The sequence below is a fragment of the Acinetobacter sp. UBA5934 genome (genome assembly GCF_002430855.1).
GTDB lineage: Bacteria > Pseudomonadota > Gammaproteobacteria > Pseudomonadales > Moraxellaceae > Acinetobacter.
Genome location: NZ_DJDC01000187.1, coordinates 1 through 16,583 on the forward strand (window position 1 = coordinate 1; position 16,583 = coordinate 16,583).

A 16,583-nucleotide genomic window follows, 5' to 3' on the forward strand; every position below is an offset into this window, starting at 1 on the left:
TGGGGATTGTTTGCTGAAATTGTGGGTCGCGGTCAAAATATTTTTTTAGAGAATGCTAATTTATTGAAAAAAATTAGTTTTCCACGCATGTGTTTACCCATTATTACTGTGCTGAATGCCAGCGTGAATTTTGCTATTATTTTTTCTTTATTTTTGATTTTTCTAATTATTGTTGGCTTTTGGCCAAGTTGGGCGATTTTTTCGATTATTCCTATACTACTGGTTCAACTTATATTCTCAATAGGCCTGGGCATGACTTTAGGCGTGCTCAATGTCTTTTTTCGAGATGTCGGTCAGTTTTTTGGAATTTTTTTACAATTTTGGTTCTGGTTAACACCTATTGTTTATCCAGTCGCTATTTTACCAGAATCCATAAAATCCATAATAGTAATAAATCCAATGTATCCAATTATCCAAGCATATCAGGGGGTTTTAGTTTCTGGTCAAATGCCTGATTTTATAACTCTTGTTTATCCATTGATATTGGGTTTAGGGCTGTGTGCCTTAGGCTTAAGCTTGTTTCGTAAACATGTTGGTGAAATGGTGGATGAGCTTTAATGGGCACAATTACAGTTACTAATTTGGGTAAAGCATATAAGCAATATTCCAATAGATGGATGCGTTTGCGGGAGTGGTTTACACCTGGCAAGGCTAAATATCATGAACTTAAATGGGTATTGCAAAATATTAATTTTACCGTTCAACCAGGTGAGGCAGTAGGCATCATTGGGATAAATGGGGCGGGAAAAAGTACATTACTAAAACTCATTACTGGCACCACGCAGTCCACAACAGGCAGTGTCCAAATAGAGGGTCGAATCGCAGCAATGCTCGAGTTGGGGATGGGATTTCATCCTGACTTTAGCGGTCGTCAAAATGCCTATATGGCTGGGCAGTTATTGGGAATGACCAGTGCAGATATAGATCGGTTGATGCCAGATATAGAAGCATTTGCTGAAATTGGTGACTATATTGACCAACCTGTACGGGTATATAGTAGCGGTATGCAAATGCGTCTGGCGTTTAGTGTAGCAACTGCAATTAGACCTGATGTGTTAATTGTAGATGAAGCACTTTCAGTTGGTGATGCATATTTTCAGCATAAAAGTTTTGAACGGATTCGAGAGTTCCGTAAACAAGGCACTACATTATTAATCGTTAGCCATGATAAACAAGCCATTCAAAGCATTTGCGACCGCGCTATTTTATTAAGTCAAGGGCAAATCGAAATGGAAGGTGAGCCAGAAGCAGTCATGGATTATTACAATGCTTTGTTGGCTGAAAGAGAAAATCAGACTGTAAGACAACACGTTTCTAATGACGGGAAGTTGCAAACTATTTCAGGTACAGGCGAAGCGACAGTAGATGAGGTGATGCTGCTCAATGAACAGGATCAGCGAGTTGAATTTATAAATGTTGGTCAATCGGTAAAATTGAAAATTGCTGTAAGAGCTGTTAACGATATCCCTGAACTTGTTCTTGGTTATATGATTAAAGACAGGCTGGGCCAGTCCATCTTTGGTACAAATACACATCATCTGAAACATAAGATAAAAGCAGTAAAAAAGGGTGCTGTAGTGAATTTTACCTTTCAGTTTGCTGCTAATTTGGGGCCAGGTACTTATTCAGTTGCAATTGCTTTACATGCTGATGACACCCATATAAATAAGAATTACGAATGGCGAGATTTGGCGCTCGTTTTTAATGTTCTTAATATAGATAAAGAAAATTTTGTTGGGGTAGCCTGGTTACCATCTACTGTGGAGCATTCTCAGTGAGCGATAATTTTTATAGGGCTTTTGAGGAAAAATATCGGGGACCAAGTGAGTTAATTATCTCACGCCTACGGGCATATCTTCCTTTTATTTCACCTTTGAAGGAAATCTATCCAGTAGCACCAGCGACCGATTTAGGTTGTGGGAGAGGTGAGTGGCTTGAATTACTCCTACAGGAAGACTTTTTACCTCAAGGTGTAGATCAAGACGAGGAGATGCTTCAAGGCTGTGTTGATCGAAATCTTCCTGCTCAGAAAGGAGATGCCACTGAATACCTTTCAACACTTCCTGATGAAAGCCAAACTATAGTTTCAGCTTTTCACGTTGTAGAGCACATCTCTTTTGATCAGTTACGTACATTAGTTTCAGAAGCGCTACGCGTATTGAAACCGGGCGGCTTATTGATCATGGAAACTCCGAATCCTGAAAGTATTGCTGTTGCCACTAAATTTTTTTATTTAGATCCAACTCACCAAAGACCAATTCCCCCCCAATTACTTTCTTTTTTGCCAGAGTATTATGGTTTTTCCCGTACAAAAATTATGAGATTACAAGAATCTAAAGAACTTGTAGGGAAATTATCACCTACATTAAATGATGTATTTGAAGGTGTAAGTCCTGACTATGCTGTGATAGCACAAAAGACGGCTCCAACTGAAATACTGGGGCTATTTAATCATGCGTTTAATCAAGAATATGGTTTACAACTAAATACTTTAGCTGAACGTTATGATACGGCTTTTTTAGATAAGGTACAGCAAGCTGAAGTAAAAGCCCGACAAGTAGATAATATTGAAAATCAGTTAAAACATATTATCCATTTAACAGAAAATAATGTTCATAATTTAGAATCAGAGATAAGCAAGTTAAAAAATATTATCCATTTAACAGAAAATAATACTCATGATTTAGAATCAGAGATAAGCAAGCTACAACAGGAGATCGCTAGTTTCGAACTAACTCAGCAGGAATTACACTCACAAATAGGCTATTGGCATGGAAGAGTTTTAGATCTACACCAAAGTACGTCTTGGAGAATAACCCGTCCTTTAAGATTTATAAAAAAGGTTATATCGGGTGAAATATTTGAAACTACTCATCGTATTAGATCCTATGATATGAGTAAAAAAGTATTATATCTACTGATCAGATCTAGCATTAATTTTGTTTCAAATAAACCATACCTACGTTCTGGAATAATATCAATTACCAAGAAATTTCCTCGATTACATCAACGTCTTGTTCAGTTTTCGGCAAAAGGAAATCTAACTTTCAATACAAAAGTAGAGGGCATTAGCTTAAACAGCAATGAAACTATAATTTTGACTCCTTATGAATCTGAAATAAATAAAAAACTTAAGAAAGTTACTAATGAAAAAGGAGCCGATAATGCGGATTGTTGTTGATGTGCAATGTGCCCAAAGTGAGGCCTCAGGTCAAAGAGGTGTTGGCCGATATGTTGTAGAAATTGTTAAAGCACTGGCTAAATTAACTAAAGATAAACATGAGCTAATTCTACTTGCAAATTCATCACTCGGATCTAGTAAAGCTGAAATTTATGATATTTTTGGTGCCTTAGTTCCACCTGAAAATATTAAGTTCTGGCTGCAACATTTTGACGATATAAGTGGGATTTCAGGTAATCCTGCACATAGAGCCGTTGCAGAATTAATCAGAGAATGGTGTATTTTTAAGCTTCATCCTGACGTGTTGTGGATTCCTAATTTTCAAGAAGGATGGAACGAGAATGCTGCTACGAGTATAGGCAGATATCATAGTGACATGATTATATGTACAACCTTACATGACGTAATACCACTGATCTATGAAGATAAATATCTCAGCAGTTCTATTCGAGGTTGGTATTTAGAAAAGATTGATCAAACAAAAAAATCAGACTTAATTTTAACTGTTTCTAATTATTCTAAACAAGAAATATGTAACCGTCTTTATATTGATCCAGATGATGTTGTAGTTGCTGCAAATTCTTATAGATCAGATGTTTTTTTTCATAAGTCATGTTCTGTTAAAGATGTTATAGCGTCCCTTAATGATGAAAAGTTTTTTCTATATGTGGGAGGGGCTGATGATCATAAAAATTTAAGTTCCTTACTTAAGGCTTATTCAAAACTTAGTCCTAACCATCAGAATTCCTATCCCCTTGTTATGGTAGGAAAGGATATCCAGCAGGCAGAAGAACATTTTAGAAAAATTGCAGAGAAATATTTAATACCTAGACAATGTTTAATATTCTTAGGTTACGCACCAGATGAACATATTTCTATACTATATAATAAATGTGCTGCATTTGTTTTTCCCTCCTATAGTGAAGGCTTCGGATTACCTCCATTAGAAGCAATAGCATGCGCTGCCCCAGTTTTGGCTGCAAATTCTTCGAGTTTACCTGAAGTAGTGGGTTGTCCAGAGGCCCTATTTGATCCATTTGATATTGATGAATTAGCAGGAAAACTTAATAAAATTATTATTGATAAAAATTATCGTTCTTTATTGATTGAACAGGAAAAAAAACAGCTTGAAAAGTTTTCTTGGGACAAATCTGCTGGCTTAATTTTAGAAAAGTTTGAAGATCTTTATTTAAATAGAAAAATTAAAGATCAAAAAATAGATGAAGAAGATCTAATTATTAAAGAAGCAGGAGAGTTAATCAAAACTTATCATTTGAATGACAGGGAAATCAGAGTAATAAGTAAATCTATCGGTGCAAATCACCCAAGTGTTAAAAATAAGATTTATATAGATATTAGTTGTTTAATTCATTTTGATCATGCCACAGGTATACAACGTGTGGTAAGAGCCATACTGCATGAATTATCGACTAACGAATTTAGTAATTATTCTGTTGAACCAATTTTTTCTTATAGTGGACATCATTATTTTTATCATTCTTTAAATATAAATGGAAAACTGCATCCTGTTGAAGAATCTTCTCTTAGAGAGTCAATTGTACATTTTTTCCCTGGTGATCATATTTTAATTCTGGATCTTCATCCCGGCAGTTTTATTGCCAAAAAACCAATATTAAATGAACTACAGATACGTGGAGTAGTTGTCGGTGTAGTGGTTTATGACTTGTTGCCAGTTCAGTTCCCAGAATTTTTTGTACCTGACCTATCTAATGAGTTCATAGAATGGCTTAAAGTTGTTGCACTCGCAGATTATGCCCTATGTATCTCTCAAGATGTTGCGACAAAATTAAAAGAATGGATTAACGATAATGTAACTGAGCCAAATCGATTTCTTAAAATCAGACATTTTTATCTTGGGGCTGATATAGATAGTTCGATACCATCTACAGGGCTCCCGAATGATTCAAATTATGTATTAGAAAAAATAAAAAATTCAAAGTCATTTTTAATGGTAGGTACTGTTGAGCCACGCAAAGGGCATGATTTAGTATTAGATGCTTTTGACATTTTTTGGTCTCAGCCTGACTCTGACAAAGTGCTTGTTATTGTGGGGAAAGAAGGTTGGCGCAATGAGAAGGTTATCAACAAGATAAGAAATCATAAACAACTTGGAAAAAGATTATTTTGGTTACAAGGAATAAGTGATGAATATTTGAATTTGGTATACAACTCTTCAACGTGTCTAATAGCTGCAAGTGTAGGCGAAGGATTTGGTCTTCCACTTATTGAAGCAGCAAAATACAATATTCCCATAATCGCCAGAGATATTCCTGTATTTCGAGAGGTTGCAGGGATTCAAGCAGCTTATTTTAATTGTACTCATGATAGGGAATTAGCCACCTTTATAGAGAATTGGATTGAACTTTTTCTACAGAATAACCATCCAAAAACTTCTTCTATTAATGCTTTAACATGGAAGCAAAGTACAGTTCAACTTATGAAAGCATTTGATTTAACTTGATATTTATATTGCGGAATTACTAATTTATTATTAGGTATATTATGATGAAAATTTCAATTATTACGGGTATTACCGGTCAAGATGGTGCTTATTTAGCACAGCTATTACTTGAAAAGGGGTATACAGTTTACGGGACTTATCGCCGTACAAGTTCGGTGAATTTCTGGCGTATTGAAGAATTAGGGATTGATCAACATCCGAACCTTCATTTGGTTGAATACGATTTAACGGATTTGTCTTCGAGTATTCGACTTTTACAAACTACCGGTGCGACTGAAGTATATAACCTGGCAGCACAAAGTTTTGTCGGCGTGTCTTTTGATCAACCTGTAACGACAGCAGAAATTACAGGTATTGGACCTTTAAATTTACTTGAAGCTATCCGAATTGTGAATCCAAAAATTCGTTTTTACCAAGCTTCAACTTCTGAAATGTTTGGTAAGGTTCAGGCGATTCCACAAGTGGAAGACACTCCATTTTATCCGCGTAGCCCATACGGTGTTGCAAAGCTGTATGCGCATTGGATCACCATCAATTATCGTGAAAGTTATAACATTTTTGGTTGTAGCGGCATTTTATTCAACCATGAGTCTCCGCTACGTGGTCGCGAATTTGTGACCCGAAAAATTACCGATTCAGTGGCAAAAATCAAACTGGGTAAACTGGATGTACTGGAGCTCGGTAATCTGGATGCCAAGCGTGATTGGGGCTTTGCTAAAGAGTATGTAGAAGGCATGTGGCGTATGTTGCAGGCAGATGAGCCTGATACATATGTGTTGGCAACAAACCGTACTGAAACTGTTCGCGACTTTGTAGCGATGGCATTTAAGGCTGCGGGTTATACGCTTCGTTTTGAAGGAAAAGACGAAAATGAAGTCGGAATTGATAGCGCAAGCGGTCAAGTTCTCGTACGTATCAATCCAAAGTTCTACCGTCCTGCTGAGGTGGAATTATTAATTGGTAATCCTGAAAAAGCCAAAGAAAAATTAGGTTGGGAACCTAAAACAACCTTGGAAGAGCTTTGCCAAATGATGGTAGAGGAAGACTTACGTCGTAACACACAAGGTTTCTCATTCTAATGATTAATGCAGTCAAAACAGTATTGATTACTGGCAGTGAAGGTTTTACTGGACAATATATGGCAGCAGAAATGCAAGCTGCCGGATATCATGTAGCAGGCTTAGGTTCTAAGTCTGCTCTTACTGTTGACTATTATCAGGCTGACCTGACGAATATTGCAGAATTAACTGCAGTAATTGCACAAGTACAACCTGATATCGTCATTCATTTGGCTGCAATTGCATTTGTTGGACATGGCGATGCGAATGCTTTTTATCAGATTAATTTACAAGGCACACGTAATCTTTTAGAAGTATTAGCAAAAGCTGAAAAAAAACCAGAAGCAATACTGCTTGCAAGTAGTGCAAATGTATATGGAAATACCTCGGAAGGAAGCCTTTCTGAAAATACATCGCCTGCACCTGCCAACGATTATGCGGTAAGTAAATTAGCCATGGAGTATATGGCCAAACTTTGGCAAGACAAATTGCCTATTATTATCACTCGACCTTTTAATTATACCGGTGTCGGTCAGACAGAAAATTTCCTATTACCCAAGATAGTTGCTCATTTTAAATCTCAAGCGAATGTAATTGAATTAGGTAATCTTGAGGTATGGAGAGATTTTAGTGATGTACGAGCAGTGGTTAATGCTTATCGTTGCTTAATCGAGGCAAAAGCATTTGGACATACGGTTAATGTCTGTTCTGAAGAGGTCTATTCATTACGTGAAATAGTGGCTATGTGTGAAGAAATTACTGGTCATCACATAGACATTCAGGTCAACCCGGCATTTGTTCGTGCCGGTGAAGTCAAAACCCTGTGTGGAGATGCGACCTTACTAAAAACAATAATAGGGGATTGGCAAGTCCCCAAACTTCATGAAACTTTAAGCTGGATGTTAAAAAGCGAATGAAAGTTATTTTATCTATAGACGCTGTACGCTTTCCGCTGACCGGTATTGGCCGATATACTTATGAACTGGCAAGACATTTACAAGATTCTCCGGAGATTACAGATCTGCGCTTCTTTACTGGTAAAAAATTTTTACCAGAGTTACCTAAGGTGACTGAAGAAGCAGGAAATCAGCATAAACTTAAGCAGTTGGTTCAAAGTAGTTATTTAGCGACAGAAGCTTATAGATTATTAATGCCTTGTTTAAAGGCAAGAGCTTTACGTGGCAATAAAGATTTCTTGTTTCATGGTCCCAATTTTTTTCTTCCGCCCTTTGCCGGTCCAAAAATCGCCACTTTTCATGATTTATCTCCGTTTACCTGGAGTGAATGTAATACGCCACAGCGTATTAAATACTTGCAAAAAGAATTAAAAAACACATTAAAACAAGCAGATGCCTTAATCACAGACTCTGAATTTACCCGACAGGAATTGTCTAATTATTTTTCTTGGCCGATCGATAAAATTCATGCAGTACCCCTAGCATGTGGTCCAGAGTTTCATCCCCGGTCAGCGGATGAATTGGCTCCATGTTTACAACAATACGGTTTAAAAAGTGGCGAATATGCACTTTTTGTGGGAACGATTGAGCCACGTAAAAATATTATGGCTTTATTAAATGCCTATGCCATGTTACCTATGAGTCTTAGGCAACGTTATCCACTGATATTGACCGGATATCAGGGCTGGCGAAGTGAAGACATACATCAAAAAATTCAAAAGGCTGAAAAAGAAGGTTGGGCAAAGTATTTAGGCTTTTTGCCTGCAGAGCATTTACCTTTTATTTTTTCTGGAGCTAGACTGTTTGCATTTCCTTCTTTATATGAAGGTTTTGGTTTGCCGGTCTTGGAGGCTATGGCTTCGGGTATACCTGTGGTATGTTCAAACAGTTCATCATTGCCGGAAGTGGTCGGTGATGTAGCGTTAATGTCCGAAGCTCAAGATATAGATCAATTATCTGAACTTTTAGCTCGGGGATTGCAGGATGATACTTGGCGAAAATGGGCCATTGAAAAGGGCCTAGAACGAGCATCGGTATTTTCCTGGTCGCTTTGTGCACAGCAAACTACTCATGTATATAAAAAAATAATGGTGTCTTCTTCTTGAAAGTTTTACATTTTTATAAGGCTTATTATCCCGATAGCCTGGGCGGTATTGAACAACTCATATGTCAACTTGCTGAGGGGGTAAGAACTCATGGAGTTTCTGCTGAAGTCTTGACACTCAGTAAGCGAGGCGCGACCCGAAATCAGCCATATGCTCATCATATTACGCATACGTCCAAGCAAGATTTTTATTTAGCATCGACTGGATTTTCACTATCCGTTTTTAAAGATTTTCAGGAATTAGCTGAACAGGCAGATATTGTACATTACCATTTTCCATGGCCATTCATGGACTTGGTGCATTTTGCCACCCATTGCCAGAAACCTACTGTATTAACTTACCACTCAGATATTGTTAAGCAGAAGCTACTATTACAACTATATAGCCCTTTGTTGCATCGATTTATGAATAGTGTGGATCACATTGTTGCAACTTCTCCCAACTATACGGTTACCAGCCCAATCCTGCATCGTTACCAGCATAAAACGAGCATTATTCCAATTGGACTTGATCGGGCGTCCTATCCTCCAAGTGATAGAGCACGTCGGGAATATTGGCAGCAGCATTTGCGCGGGCGTTTCTTTCTGTTTGTTGGTGCACTACGTTATTACAAGGGGCTGCACATTCTGGTCGAGGCTATGAAAGATGTGGATTTGCCCGTTGTCATTATGGGGGCAGGGCCTATGGAAGATGAATTGCGTCAGCAAGCTGACAAAATGGGTTTAAAGAATATTCATTTCTTGGGGCGATTGCCTGATGAAGATAAATTTGCTCTGCTTGAACTATGTTTTAGTGTAGTGTTTCCATCACACCTTCGTTCAGAAGCCTTTGGTATTTCTTTACTGGAAGGAGCGATGTATGGCAAGCCTTTAATTTCAAGTGAAATTGGAACTGGCACAACATACATTAATATTCATCAAGAAACGGGTTTGGTTATCCCGCCATCAGATCCGGTAGCTTTACGCGATGCCATGCTCGCGTTGTGGCATGATCCTATTTCAGCTCAGCGATATGGACAAAATGCCAAGCAGCGTTATGAAAAACTTTTTACTGCTGATCTTATGACAGATCAATATGTAAAATTGTACCGTTCGCTACTCGATAATAGTCATGATGCAGTAAAAAGTTAGAAGCTCAATAATAAAAATGCAAGAAAATCAGGCCTATCTGTCCTTTCTGCTCAAAGCAACAACACAGCAGAAAGGAGTGGATAGGCCTTTTATATGGCTATATGAATTATTCAATACAAAACCACTGACTAGTCAATTCTGTATATTGTAAATTTCATAAAATTGAGTATGTTTAATTATGAGAATAATAAAGTATGAGCAGATAAATGATGCTTTTAGAAGAGATTTTTAAAAGTAAAAAAGCAGAGCATTCAGATTACTTCAACTTAAGAATCCACCGGGGCTTAAGCTGGCTAAAAAAATCAGTCGAACTGGATAGCGACCTTGATCTTAAATTCATGAGTCTGTGGATTTCATTCAATGCCATTTATGCACAGGACGCCGGATTAAATCAGGACAAGCAGTCATTACGGCAGTTCTTATATTTAATCTGTCAAAAAGATCAGGAACATAAAATCTATCATATTTTGTGGGATAAATTTAGCCAACCCATCCGCCTGCTTTTAGAAAATCCCTATGTATATCAGGGCTTCTGGGATTATCAGAATCAGAAAATTAGCCAGCGTAGCTGGAAGGAAGACTTTGATCAGGAAAAGAAAAAGGTTCATAAAGCCTTACAGGAAAAATCCTCGGTAGATATTTTATTTGTTGTTTTTAATCGCCTTTATACTTTACGTAACCAGATGATCCATGGCGGTGCAACCTATAATAGTTCGGTTAATCGCCGGCAACTGCAGGATACCTGTAATATCTTGGTGGCTTTATTGCCCATATTCATGTTGGTACTTTTGGAAAATGCCAAAACCCTAGATTTAGGCAAACCGTTTTATCCCGTGGTGCAAGTATCCTAAGGTAAATTTTTTAAGTAAAAATCAGGATAAAAAGCTGTTTCAATAAGCAGATCCAGCTTTTATTTTATGAAGGGGAAGATGCACGAGTGTGATAACGCATATCCAGAAAGGCAAAAAAGGCAGCGCAAAGGACTAGACTCAATCCGGCCATGCAGGTCATGCTCCAGCCGCCATGATGCCATGAATAAACGCCAAGTGCCGAACCACACGCCCCACCAATAAAGTAAGAGGTCATATAGATGGAATTAATGCGTGATTTGGCATCTGGACGCAACCGGAAAATAATACTCTGATTACTGGTATGCACCACGGTCAAACCCAAGCTGATGATACCGTAACCCACAACATAGCCCCATAAAGCCTGGCCGCCAATATAGAAAAACAGCCAGCTGATCATCAGCAATGCCAGACCGATCCATGTGAGAGCCAGGGTATGTCCCTGATCGGCAATTTTGCCGATTTTAGTGGTCGAGAGAGCTCCAAATACACCAATTAAAGTCACTACACCCACCAGAACATCTGATAAATGAAAGGGTTCGGAACTAAGTAAAACGGCAATGGTAGAAAACAGGGTACTCATAGCAGCAAAAATAAAAGCACCAATCAAAGCGCGCAATCCCAAACGTGGTTCCTGTTTTAGTAAAACCGCCATAGATTTAAAAATTTGCGCATAGCTCATTTTTAATACTGTGATGTGAGGCAGTTTGGCTTTGAGTAAAAAAGCCAAGAACAGCATTAATACTCCACTGACTGCATAGATGAGTTTCCAGTTGAACAGATTAGAAAGTAAGCCTGCCAAACTGGTAGACAGCAGTAAACCGACGAGCAGCCCACTCATCAGGAAGCCAACCACTTCACCAGTTTTTTCCGGTTTCACCGCCATAGTCGCAAAGGGAATAAGAATCTGGGCTGCAACAGAAAACAAACCTGTAATCATGGTTCCCAGCCAAAGCATGGGTAAATTGACCGCGAAAGCACAAATGAATAGTCCAATGGCAGCGAAAAACATGAGCAGTGGAATGAATTTGGTTTTATTGACAATGTCACCCACCGGCACAATAAACAGCAAGCCAAGTGCATAAGACACCTGGGCAAAAGTCACCGTTAACGCCACTTGTGACTCAGCTACATTAAAATATTGCTGGATGGAATGGATTAAAGGCTGGCAATAATAGTTGGCTCCCGCACACAGACCACAAGCCATGGCCATTAGCCAGAGCAAGGATTTATCCTGGCTGATGTCGAGAGAAGTCTTCATAACAGTCCTTGTTTTATTTCAGGCAAGCAAAGATGGCTGGCATTGCCAAGTCTATGCAGAGTATACAATCTGGAAATGCAAATATACGGGAAAAGCACTCTCTTGTTTGGTTTTTTAGGGCTATTTTGCAAGCCTTGTTTTTAGGTTTAGTCTGATCTGAATTAGACCGGACAAAACTTAATGCGAGAATTTCTTTTTCGACAGGGTAATCATCATTACCCCAATAATATTCAGCACACAGCCCAACCACTGCATGGCATTTAAATGCTCACCCAGAAAAATGGTGGCCAAAATAATGGTCAGAATCGGGCCAATAGAGGCAATCATGGCCGACTGTGCAGCACCCAGCCGGGCAATACTTTGCGCCATCAGAATGGTGGGTAAAACAGTCACTAAAAAGCCCAGGGCAATCCCGTACCCAATTACACTGGAAGGAAGCTGTGCCAATAAATACAGCGGTTGTGGTGTGGCAACAAAATAATGGATTAATGTACCCATACAGGCCACAGAGAGGGTCAAACCGGTGAAATTCCAGGAACCAAATTTTTCAATCAGGCGAGGGGTGAGCAATAAATATATGGCAAAACTAATGGCACTGGCGAATACCAGACTTGCCCCAAGCCAGAAATTACCTTCATGAGAGACATTGCTTTGTTCCTGCAACATCACAATGACCGTACCCCCGTAACTTAAAGCGATGGCCAGCATACTTTGCAGGCTCAGTTTCTGTTTATAAATAACACTGGAAGCCAAAACGGTCAGGGTGGGATAAAGAAATAAAATAATCCGTTCGAGGGATGCACTGATATACATCAGACCGGCAAAATCCAGCCAGCTTGAAAAGTAGTAACCGATCAGCCCGGCAACAATCAAAAGAACCCAGTCTTTGGCTGCCATGTTTTTATTGTGATGACGGTTGAACCAGCAAAGCAGCAAGAAAAACGGTAAGGCGCTGACCATTCTTAACGCCATCAGCACCGTGCCATCGACCAGAGGTGACAAGGCATAGGTTTGCTTAATAAAAATGGCTTTGGTACTAAACAAGAAAGCAGCACAGATCGCAAACAATGAACCTAGTTGTGTTTTCGTTAGACTCAGTTTCATTTTATCTACCTGATGAAGGCTTCTGATCTGAAAGTAGGAAGGTAAGCGTGAATTGTAGAGTTTTTAGTCCTCAAGGTTAAATACAAAAATATGATGGCTATGATTCCAATATGGAATGATTAAGTCTAAGAAATCAGGCTAATTGAGGTGAATCGACATAATTCTTAATCCCTATCACAAATCAGGCGCATAAATATTGGGTAAATTATATTCAGACAACCCGTGTTAAAGGTATGGCTGAGCTGTAAGCTGAGGATTAAATTGAATAAAAAAACCTAAATGAGCCTAAAATATGATTATCTGCACCAAGTTGGTGCGAAAAACACACAATTGACTGGGGTCAAGATTAAAACATCATCAAGCGAAATGGTGAGGAAAAAAATATTCATGCATTTTTTTATCTTATTAGACTTATGATGAATAAGCATAAAACATCAAAAAAAATATAAAAATAAGGAAAATAAGCAATTTTTATGGCAGATTTAATCTTCATTTTCAGGAAAAATAGTAGTTCTTGCAATGATCATCTTTTCATCTGAAAAAATAGGCGAAATCTGTCAAATCTGCCAATTGGGTAAAGACAAGCATCTAAATTTAATAATTTTATAGATAAATCAGGCAACTTTGCAGACTTATAGGAAATCTAGCCGCCTAATTACACCTGTCAGAAAGATCAATCCTGTATTTGGAGCGGCGATACCACCCCAGTTTGCCTTATTTAAATTGCATAACGCTGGTGATTTTGAAACTGGCTTATAAAGTCAAACAGAACAGTTCAAATGAAAGTCAAAGTAATAAATCAGGTATTGCACGATTATTTTTATGAATCACCAGTTCAAAATATGGGTATTTATTAAATAAATATTGGGTGGTAATTTAAAAAAGTTCAATTAGAATCCAAAAATTCAACAAAAACGCATCCTGGGGGAAACATTGCTTACCGCGATGTTTACTTAAGAAAAATTAGCTTGAGGAACGCTCATGCAGATCGGAATCCCAACCGAAACTGTGGTCGGTGAAAATCGTGTGGCTGCAACGCCAGAAACAGTAAAGAAGTTGATCAGTGCTGGTCATACTGTAGTCATTGAACGTAGAGCAGGTGTAAAAGCTGCTTATATTGACAGTGCTTATGAACAGGTCGGCGCCAAAATTACGGATGATGCCTATACCGGCAGTCAGATTATTTTGAAAGTTCGTGCTCCTCACGGCGACGAAATTCAAAAGCTTGCGCCAAATACCGCAGTCATTGCGATGTTTGACCCGTATCGCAATACTGAACTTGATCAGTTTGCATCGCAGCAGGTTTCTGCATTTGCATTAGAGCTTTTGCCTCGTACGCTTTCCCGTGCTCAAAACATGGACGTGTTGTCTTCTCAAGCTAACTTGGCCGGTTATAAGTCGGTACTTTTAGCGGCAGCAGAATATCAACGCATGTTCCCCATGCTGATGACTGCAGCAGGTACGGTAAAACCGGCTCGTGTTGTGATCATGGGTGTAGGTGTTGCCGGTCTGCAAGCGATTGCGACTGCAAAACGTTTAGGTGCTGTGGTAGAAGCAACAGATTTACGTCCAACTGCACGTGACCAGGTGGAATCACTTGGCGGTAAGTGGTTAGACGTTCCGATGTCTGATGAAGAAAAACAAAAAGCTGCTGACGCTGCTAAAAATGGTTATGGATGGATGCCAGGTGAGCAATACATCAAAGACCAGGCTGCCATTGTCGACAAAGCAGTTTCCAATGCTGACATCGTGATTACCACTGCACTTTTACCAGGCCGTGATGCACCGCGTTTAATTCGTACTGAAACGGTTGCCAAAATGAAACCAGGATCAATCATTCTGGACATGGCGGTTGAATCGGGCGGTAACGTTGAAGGCTCAAAATGCGGCGAAAACGTGGTGACCGATAATGGCGTAACCATTCTCGGTATTCCAAATATTCCTTCTACAGTTGCGACTGAAGCTTCAGCGCTGTATGCACGTAACGTTTTTAATTTCCTCGAGACACTGTTTGATGCAGAGAAAAACTTTGCCATCAATCCGGAAGAAGAAATTCAAAAAGCCCTTCTAGTAACTCATGGCGGTCAAGTACTGCTGAAGCGTGGTTAAGGAGATAGATCATGGTTGAAACGATTACAATTTTCGTCCTTGCCATCTTCGTAGGTTACTACGTGGTTTGGGGCGTAACACCTGCTTTACATACGCCATTGATGGCTGTAACCAATGCATTGTCTTCCATCATTATTGTCGGTGCGATGATTCAAACCGTAGGTTTACCAGTCATTGGTGTTGATGCCAACGTAACTTTTCAAAGCGTGAATATCGTAAGTATTTTAGGTGCAGTAGCTGTGTTCCTGGCAAGCATCAACATTTTCGGTGGTTTCGCCGTGACTGCACGTATGCTTGAAATGTTTAAGCCAAAGCAAAAGAAGAAAGAGGGATAATCAATGGAATTTATTCGAGAATATGCCAATTGGTTCTACTTGATCGGTGCCATTCTTTTTATCTTGACGCTACGTGGCTTGTCAGGTCCTAAGACTGCAATTGCCGGTAACCGTTACGGTATGATTGCGATGGCAATTGCCGTGATCACTACTTTCTTTGTCGCTGAACATCCAGTCGTTTGGATGATTGTTGGTGCAATGGTTCTGGGTGCTGTTGTAGGTATTGCCCGTGCACGTACCGTTCCTATGACACAAATGCCTGAAACTGTTGCCTTGATGCACTCGCTCGTTGGTTTGGCTGCAGTTTTAATTGCCATTGCTGCAATTTTGCATAACAACCAGTTAACAGCGTTATTTGCACAAAATGAAGCGGCTTTAACTGCTGCTGGTGTTCAGCATGCACACATGAGCAGCGTTCATTTATTTGAATTGTTTGTTGGCTGTTTCGTGGGGGCGATTACCTTTACAGCATCTGTATTTGCTTACGGTAAACTGGCTGCGAAGAAATGGGCAAAAACCATCTCGGGTACCTGGGTTAAACCGGTACAAGCGATTATTTTCCTGGCAATGCTGGGTTGTGGGATCAACTTCTTCTTAACCGGCGACATGACATCGTTCTGGGCAATGACTGCACTTGCACTTGCATTTGGCTGGGTATGGATTGCACCGGTCGGTGGCGGTGATATGCCAGTCGTGGTATCACTGTTGAACTCATTCTCTGGCTGGGCAGCAGCGGGTATTGGTTTCACTTTAGAAAACAATATGTTGATTGTTGCAGGTTCACTGGTAGGTTCTTCAGGCGCAATTCTGTCTTACATCATGTGTAAAGCCATGAACCGTTCTATCATCAACGTATTGTTTGGTGGTGCAATGGGTGGTGCAGCAGTTGCTTCTGGCGACAAAGGCGAACAGGTTCAGCGTAACCACCGTTCAGGTTCAGCAGATGATGCGGGCTTCCTGATGTCAAATGCAGACAGCGTGGTAATTGTACCGGGTTATGGTATGGCGCAAGG

The 16,583-nt window shown here is 39.5% G+C and carries 14 protein-coding genes; 12 read left to right on the forward strand and 2 right to left on the reverse strand.

All coding sequences use genetic code 11. From position 1 onward, the window contains the following. The 9 genes from B2Y23_RS13670 to B2Y23_RS13710 all read left to right on the forward strand — a co-directional run. Positions 1–558 (forward strand): ABC transporter permease (locus tag B2Y23_RS13670; RefSeq protein ID WP_291371405.1); only part of this gene is annotated, 558 nt, incomplete at its 5' end. Beyond that, positions 558–1,778: an ABC transporter ATP-binding protein gene (locus B2Y23_RS13675; RefSeq protein ID WP_291371407.1), complete on the forward strand. Its 1,221-nt coding sequence runs from the start codon at positions 558–560 to the stop codon at positions 1,776–1,778. The genes B2Y23_RS13670 and B2Y23_RS13675, both read left to right, overlap by 1 nt. Further along, entirely contained in the window at positions 1,775–3,181 is a 1,407-nt protein-coding gene (locus tag B2Y23_RS13680) for a class I SAM-dependent methyltransferase (RefSeq protein WP_291371409.1), read from the forward strand. Before B2Y23_RS13675 ends, B2Y23_RS13680 begins: the two co-directional genes overlap by 4 nt. After that, positions 3,165–5,663 (forward strand): glycosyltransferase family 4 protein, encoded by a 2,499-nt coding sequence (locus B2Y23_RS13685; protein WP_291371411.1) that lies wholly within the window; start codon positions 3,165–3,167, stop codon positions 5,661–5,663. The genes B2Y23_RS13680 and B2Y23_RS13685 overlap by 17 nt, the downstream gene beginning before the upstream one ends. A 41-nt stretch (positions 5,664–5,704) precedes the next feature. After that, positions 5,705–6,742 carry a GDP-mannose 4,6-dehydratase gene (gmd, locus tag B2Y23_RS13690; protein ID WP_291357023.1) on the forward strand — a complete coding sequence of 346 codons (1,038 nt, stop codon included), beginning with the start codon at positions 5,705–5,707 and terminating at the stop codon, positions 6,740–6,742. Continuing rightward, positions 6,742–7,638, forward strand: a complete 897-nt coding sequence (locus B2Y23_RS13695) for an NAD-dependent epimerase/dehydratase family protein (RefSeq protein WP_291357025.1) — start codon at positions 6,742–6,744, stop codon at positions 7,636–7,638. Before gmd ends, B2Y23_RS13695 begins: the two co-directional genes overlap by 1 nt. After that, positions 7,635–8,783 carry a glycosyltransferase family 4 protein gene (locus B2Y23_RS13700; RefSeq protein ID WP_291357027.1) on the forward strand — a complete coding sequence of 383 codons (1,149 nt, stop codon included), beginning with the start codon at positions 7,635–7,637 and terminating at the stop codon, positions 8,781–8,783. The genes B2Y23_RS13695 and B2Y23_RS13700 overlap by 4 nt, the downstream gene beginning before the upstream one ends. After that, positions 8,780–9,913: a glycosyltransferase family 4 protein gene (locus tag B2Y23_RS13705; protein ID WP_291357029.1), complete on the forward strand. Its 1,134-nt coding sequence runs from the start codon at positions 8,780–8,782 to the stop codon at positions 9,911–9,913. Before B2Y23_RS13700 ends, B2Y23_RS13705 begins: the two co-directional genes overlap by 4 nt. Positions 9,914–10,119: 206 nt before the next feature. Next, on the forward strand, positions 10,120–10,764 hold the full coding sequence (locus tag B2Y23_RS13710; protein WP_291371413.1) for a HEPN domain-containing protein: 645 nt from the start codon (positions 10,120–10,122) through the stop codon (positions 10,762–10,764). Between the two features lie 64 nt (positions 10,765–10,828). On the opposite strand, the gene B2Y23_RS13715 is transcribed toward B2Y23_RS13710, so the two are convergent. Then, a complete protein-coding gene (locus B2Y23_RS13715) occupies positions 10,829–12,022 on the reverse strand; it encodes an MFS transporter (RefSeq protein ID WP_291371415.1) in 1,194 nt (397 codons plus the stop codon). A gap of 177 nt (positions 12,023–12,199) precedes the next feature. Further along, the gene (locus B2Y23_RS13720) at positions 12,200–13,126 is read right to left on the reverse strand and encodes a DMT family transporter (protein WP_291357035.1); all 927 of its coding nucleotides are present in this window, start codon (positions 13,124–13,126) and stop codon (positions 12,200–12,202) included. Positions 13,127–14,107: 981 nt separating this feature from the next. On the opposite strand from B2Y23_RS13720, the gene B2Y23_RS13725 reads away from it, so the two are divergent. The 3 genes from B2Y23_RS13725 to B2Y23_RS13735 all read left to right on the forward strand — a co-directional run. Beyond that, positions 14,108–15,235 (forward strand): Re/Si-specific NAD(P)(+) transhydrogenase subunit alpha, encoded by a 1,128-nt coding sequence (locus B2Y23_RS13725; protein WP_291357037.1) that lies wholly within the window; start codon positions 14,108–14,110, stop codon positions 15,233–15,235. Between the two features lie 11 nt (positions 15,236–15,246). Beyond that, on the forward strand, positions 15,247–15,570 hold the full coding sequence (locus B2Y23_RS13730; RefSeq protein ID WP_291371417.1) for a proton-translocating transhydrogenase family protein: 324 nt from the start codon (positions 15,247–15,249) through the stop codon (positions 15,568–15,570). 3 nt (positions 15,571–15,573) lie between these two features. Continuing rightward, a partial coding sequence (locus B2Y23_RS13735; RefSeq protein WP_291371419.1) for an NAD(P)(+) transhydrogenase (Re/Si-specific) subunit beta occupies positions 15,574–16,583 on the forward strand: 1,010 nt, incomplete at its 3' end.

Coding starts and splice junctions, on each gene's coding strand:
- B2Y23_RS13675 (WP_291371407.1), top strand. CDS start 558: ATGGGCACAATTACAGTTACTAATTTGGGTAAAGCATATAAGCAATAT.
- B2Y23_RS13685 (WP_291371411.1), top strand. CDS start 3,165: ATGCGGATTGTTGTTGATGTGCAATGTGCCCAAAGTGAGGCCTCAGGT.
- gmd (WP_291357023.1), top strand. CDS start 5,705: ATGATGAAAATTTCAATTATTACGGGTATTACCGGTCAAGATGGTGCT.
- B2Y23_RS13695 (WP_291357025.1), top strand. CDS start 6,742: ATGATTAATGCAGTCAAAACAGTATTGATTACTGGCAGTGAAGGTTTT.
- B2Y23_RS13700 (WP_291357027.1), top strand. CDS start 7,635: ATGAAAGTTATTTTATCTATAGACGCTGTACGCTTTCCGCTGACCGGT.
- B2Y23_RS13710 (WP_291371413.1), top strand. CDS start 10,120: ATGATGCTTTTAGAAGAGATTTTTAAAAGTAAAAAAGCAGAGCATTCA.
- B2Y23_RS13715 (WP_291371415.1), bottom strand. CDS start 12,022: ATGAAGACTTCTCTCGACATCAGCCAGGATAAATCCTTGCTCTGGCTA.
- B2Y23_RS13720 (WP_291357035.1), bottom strand. CDS start 13,126: ATGAAACTGAGTCTAACGAAAACACAACTAGGTTCATTGTTTGCGATC.
- B2Y23_RS13725 (WP_291357037.1), top strand. CDS start 14,108: ATGCAGATCGGAATCCCAACCGAAACTGTGGTCGGTGAAAATCGTGTG.
- B2Y23_RS13730 (WP_291371417.1), top strand. CDS start 15,247: ATGGTTGAAACGATTACAATTTTCGTCCTTGCCATCTTCGTAGGTTAC.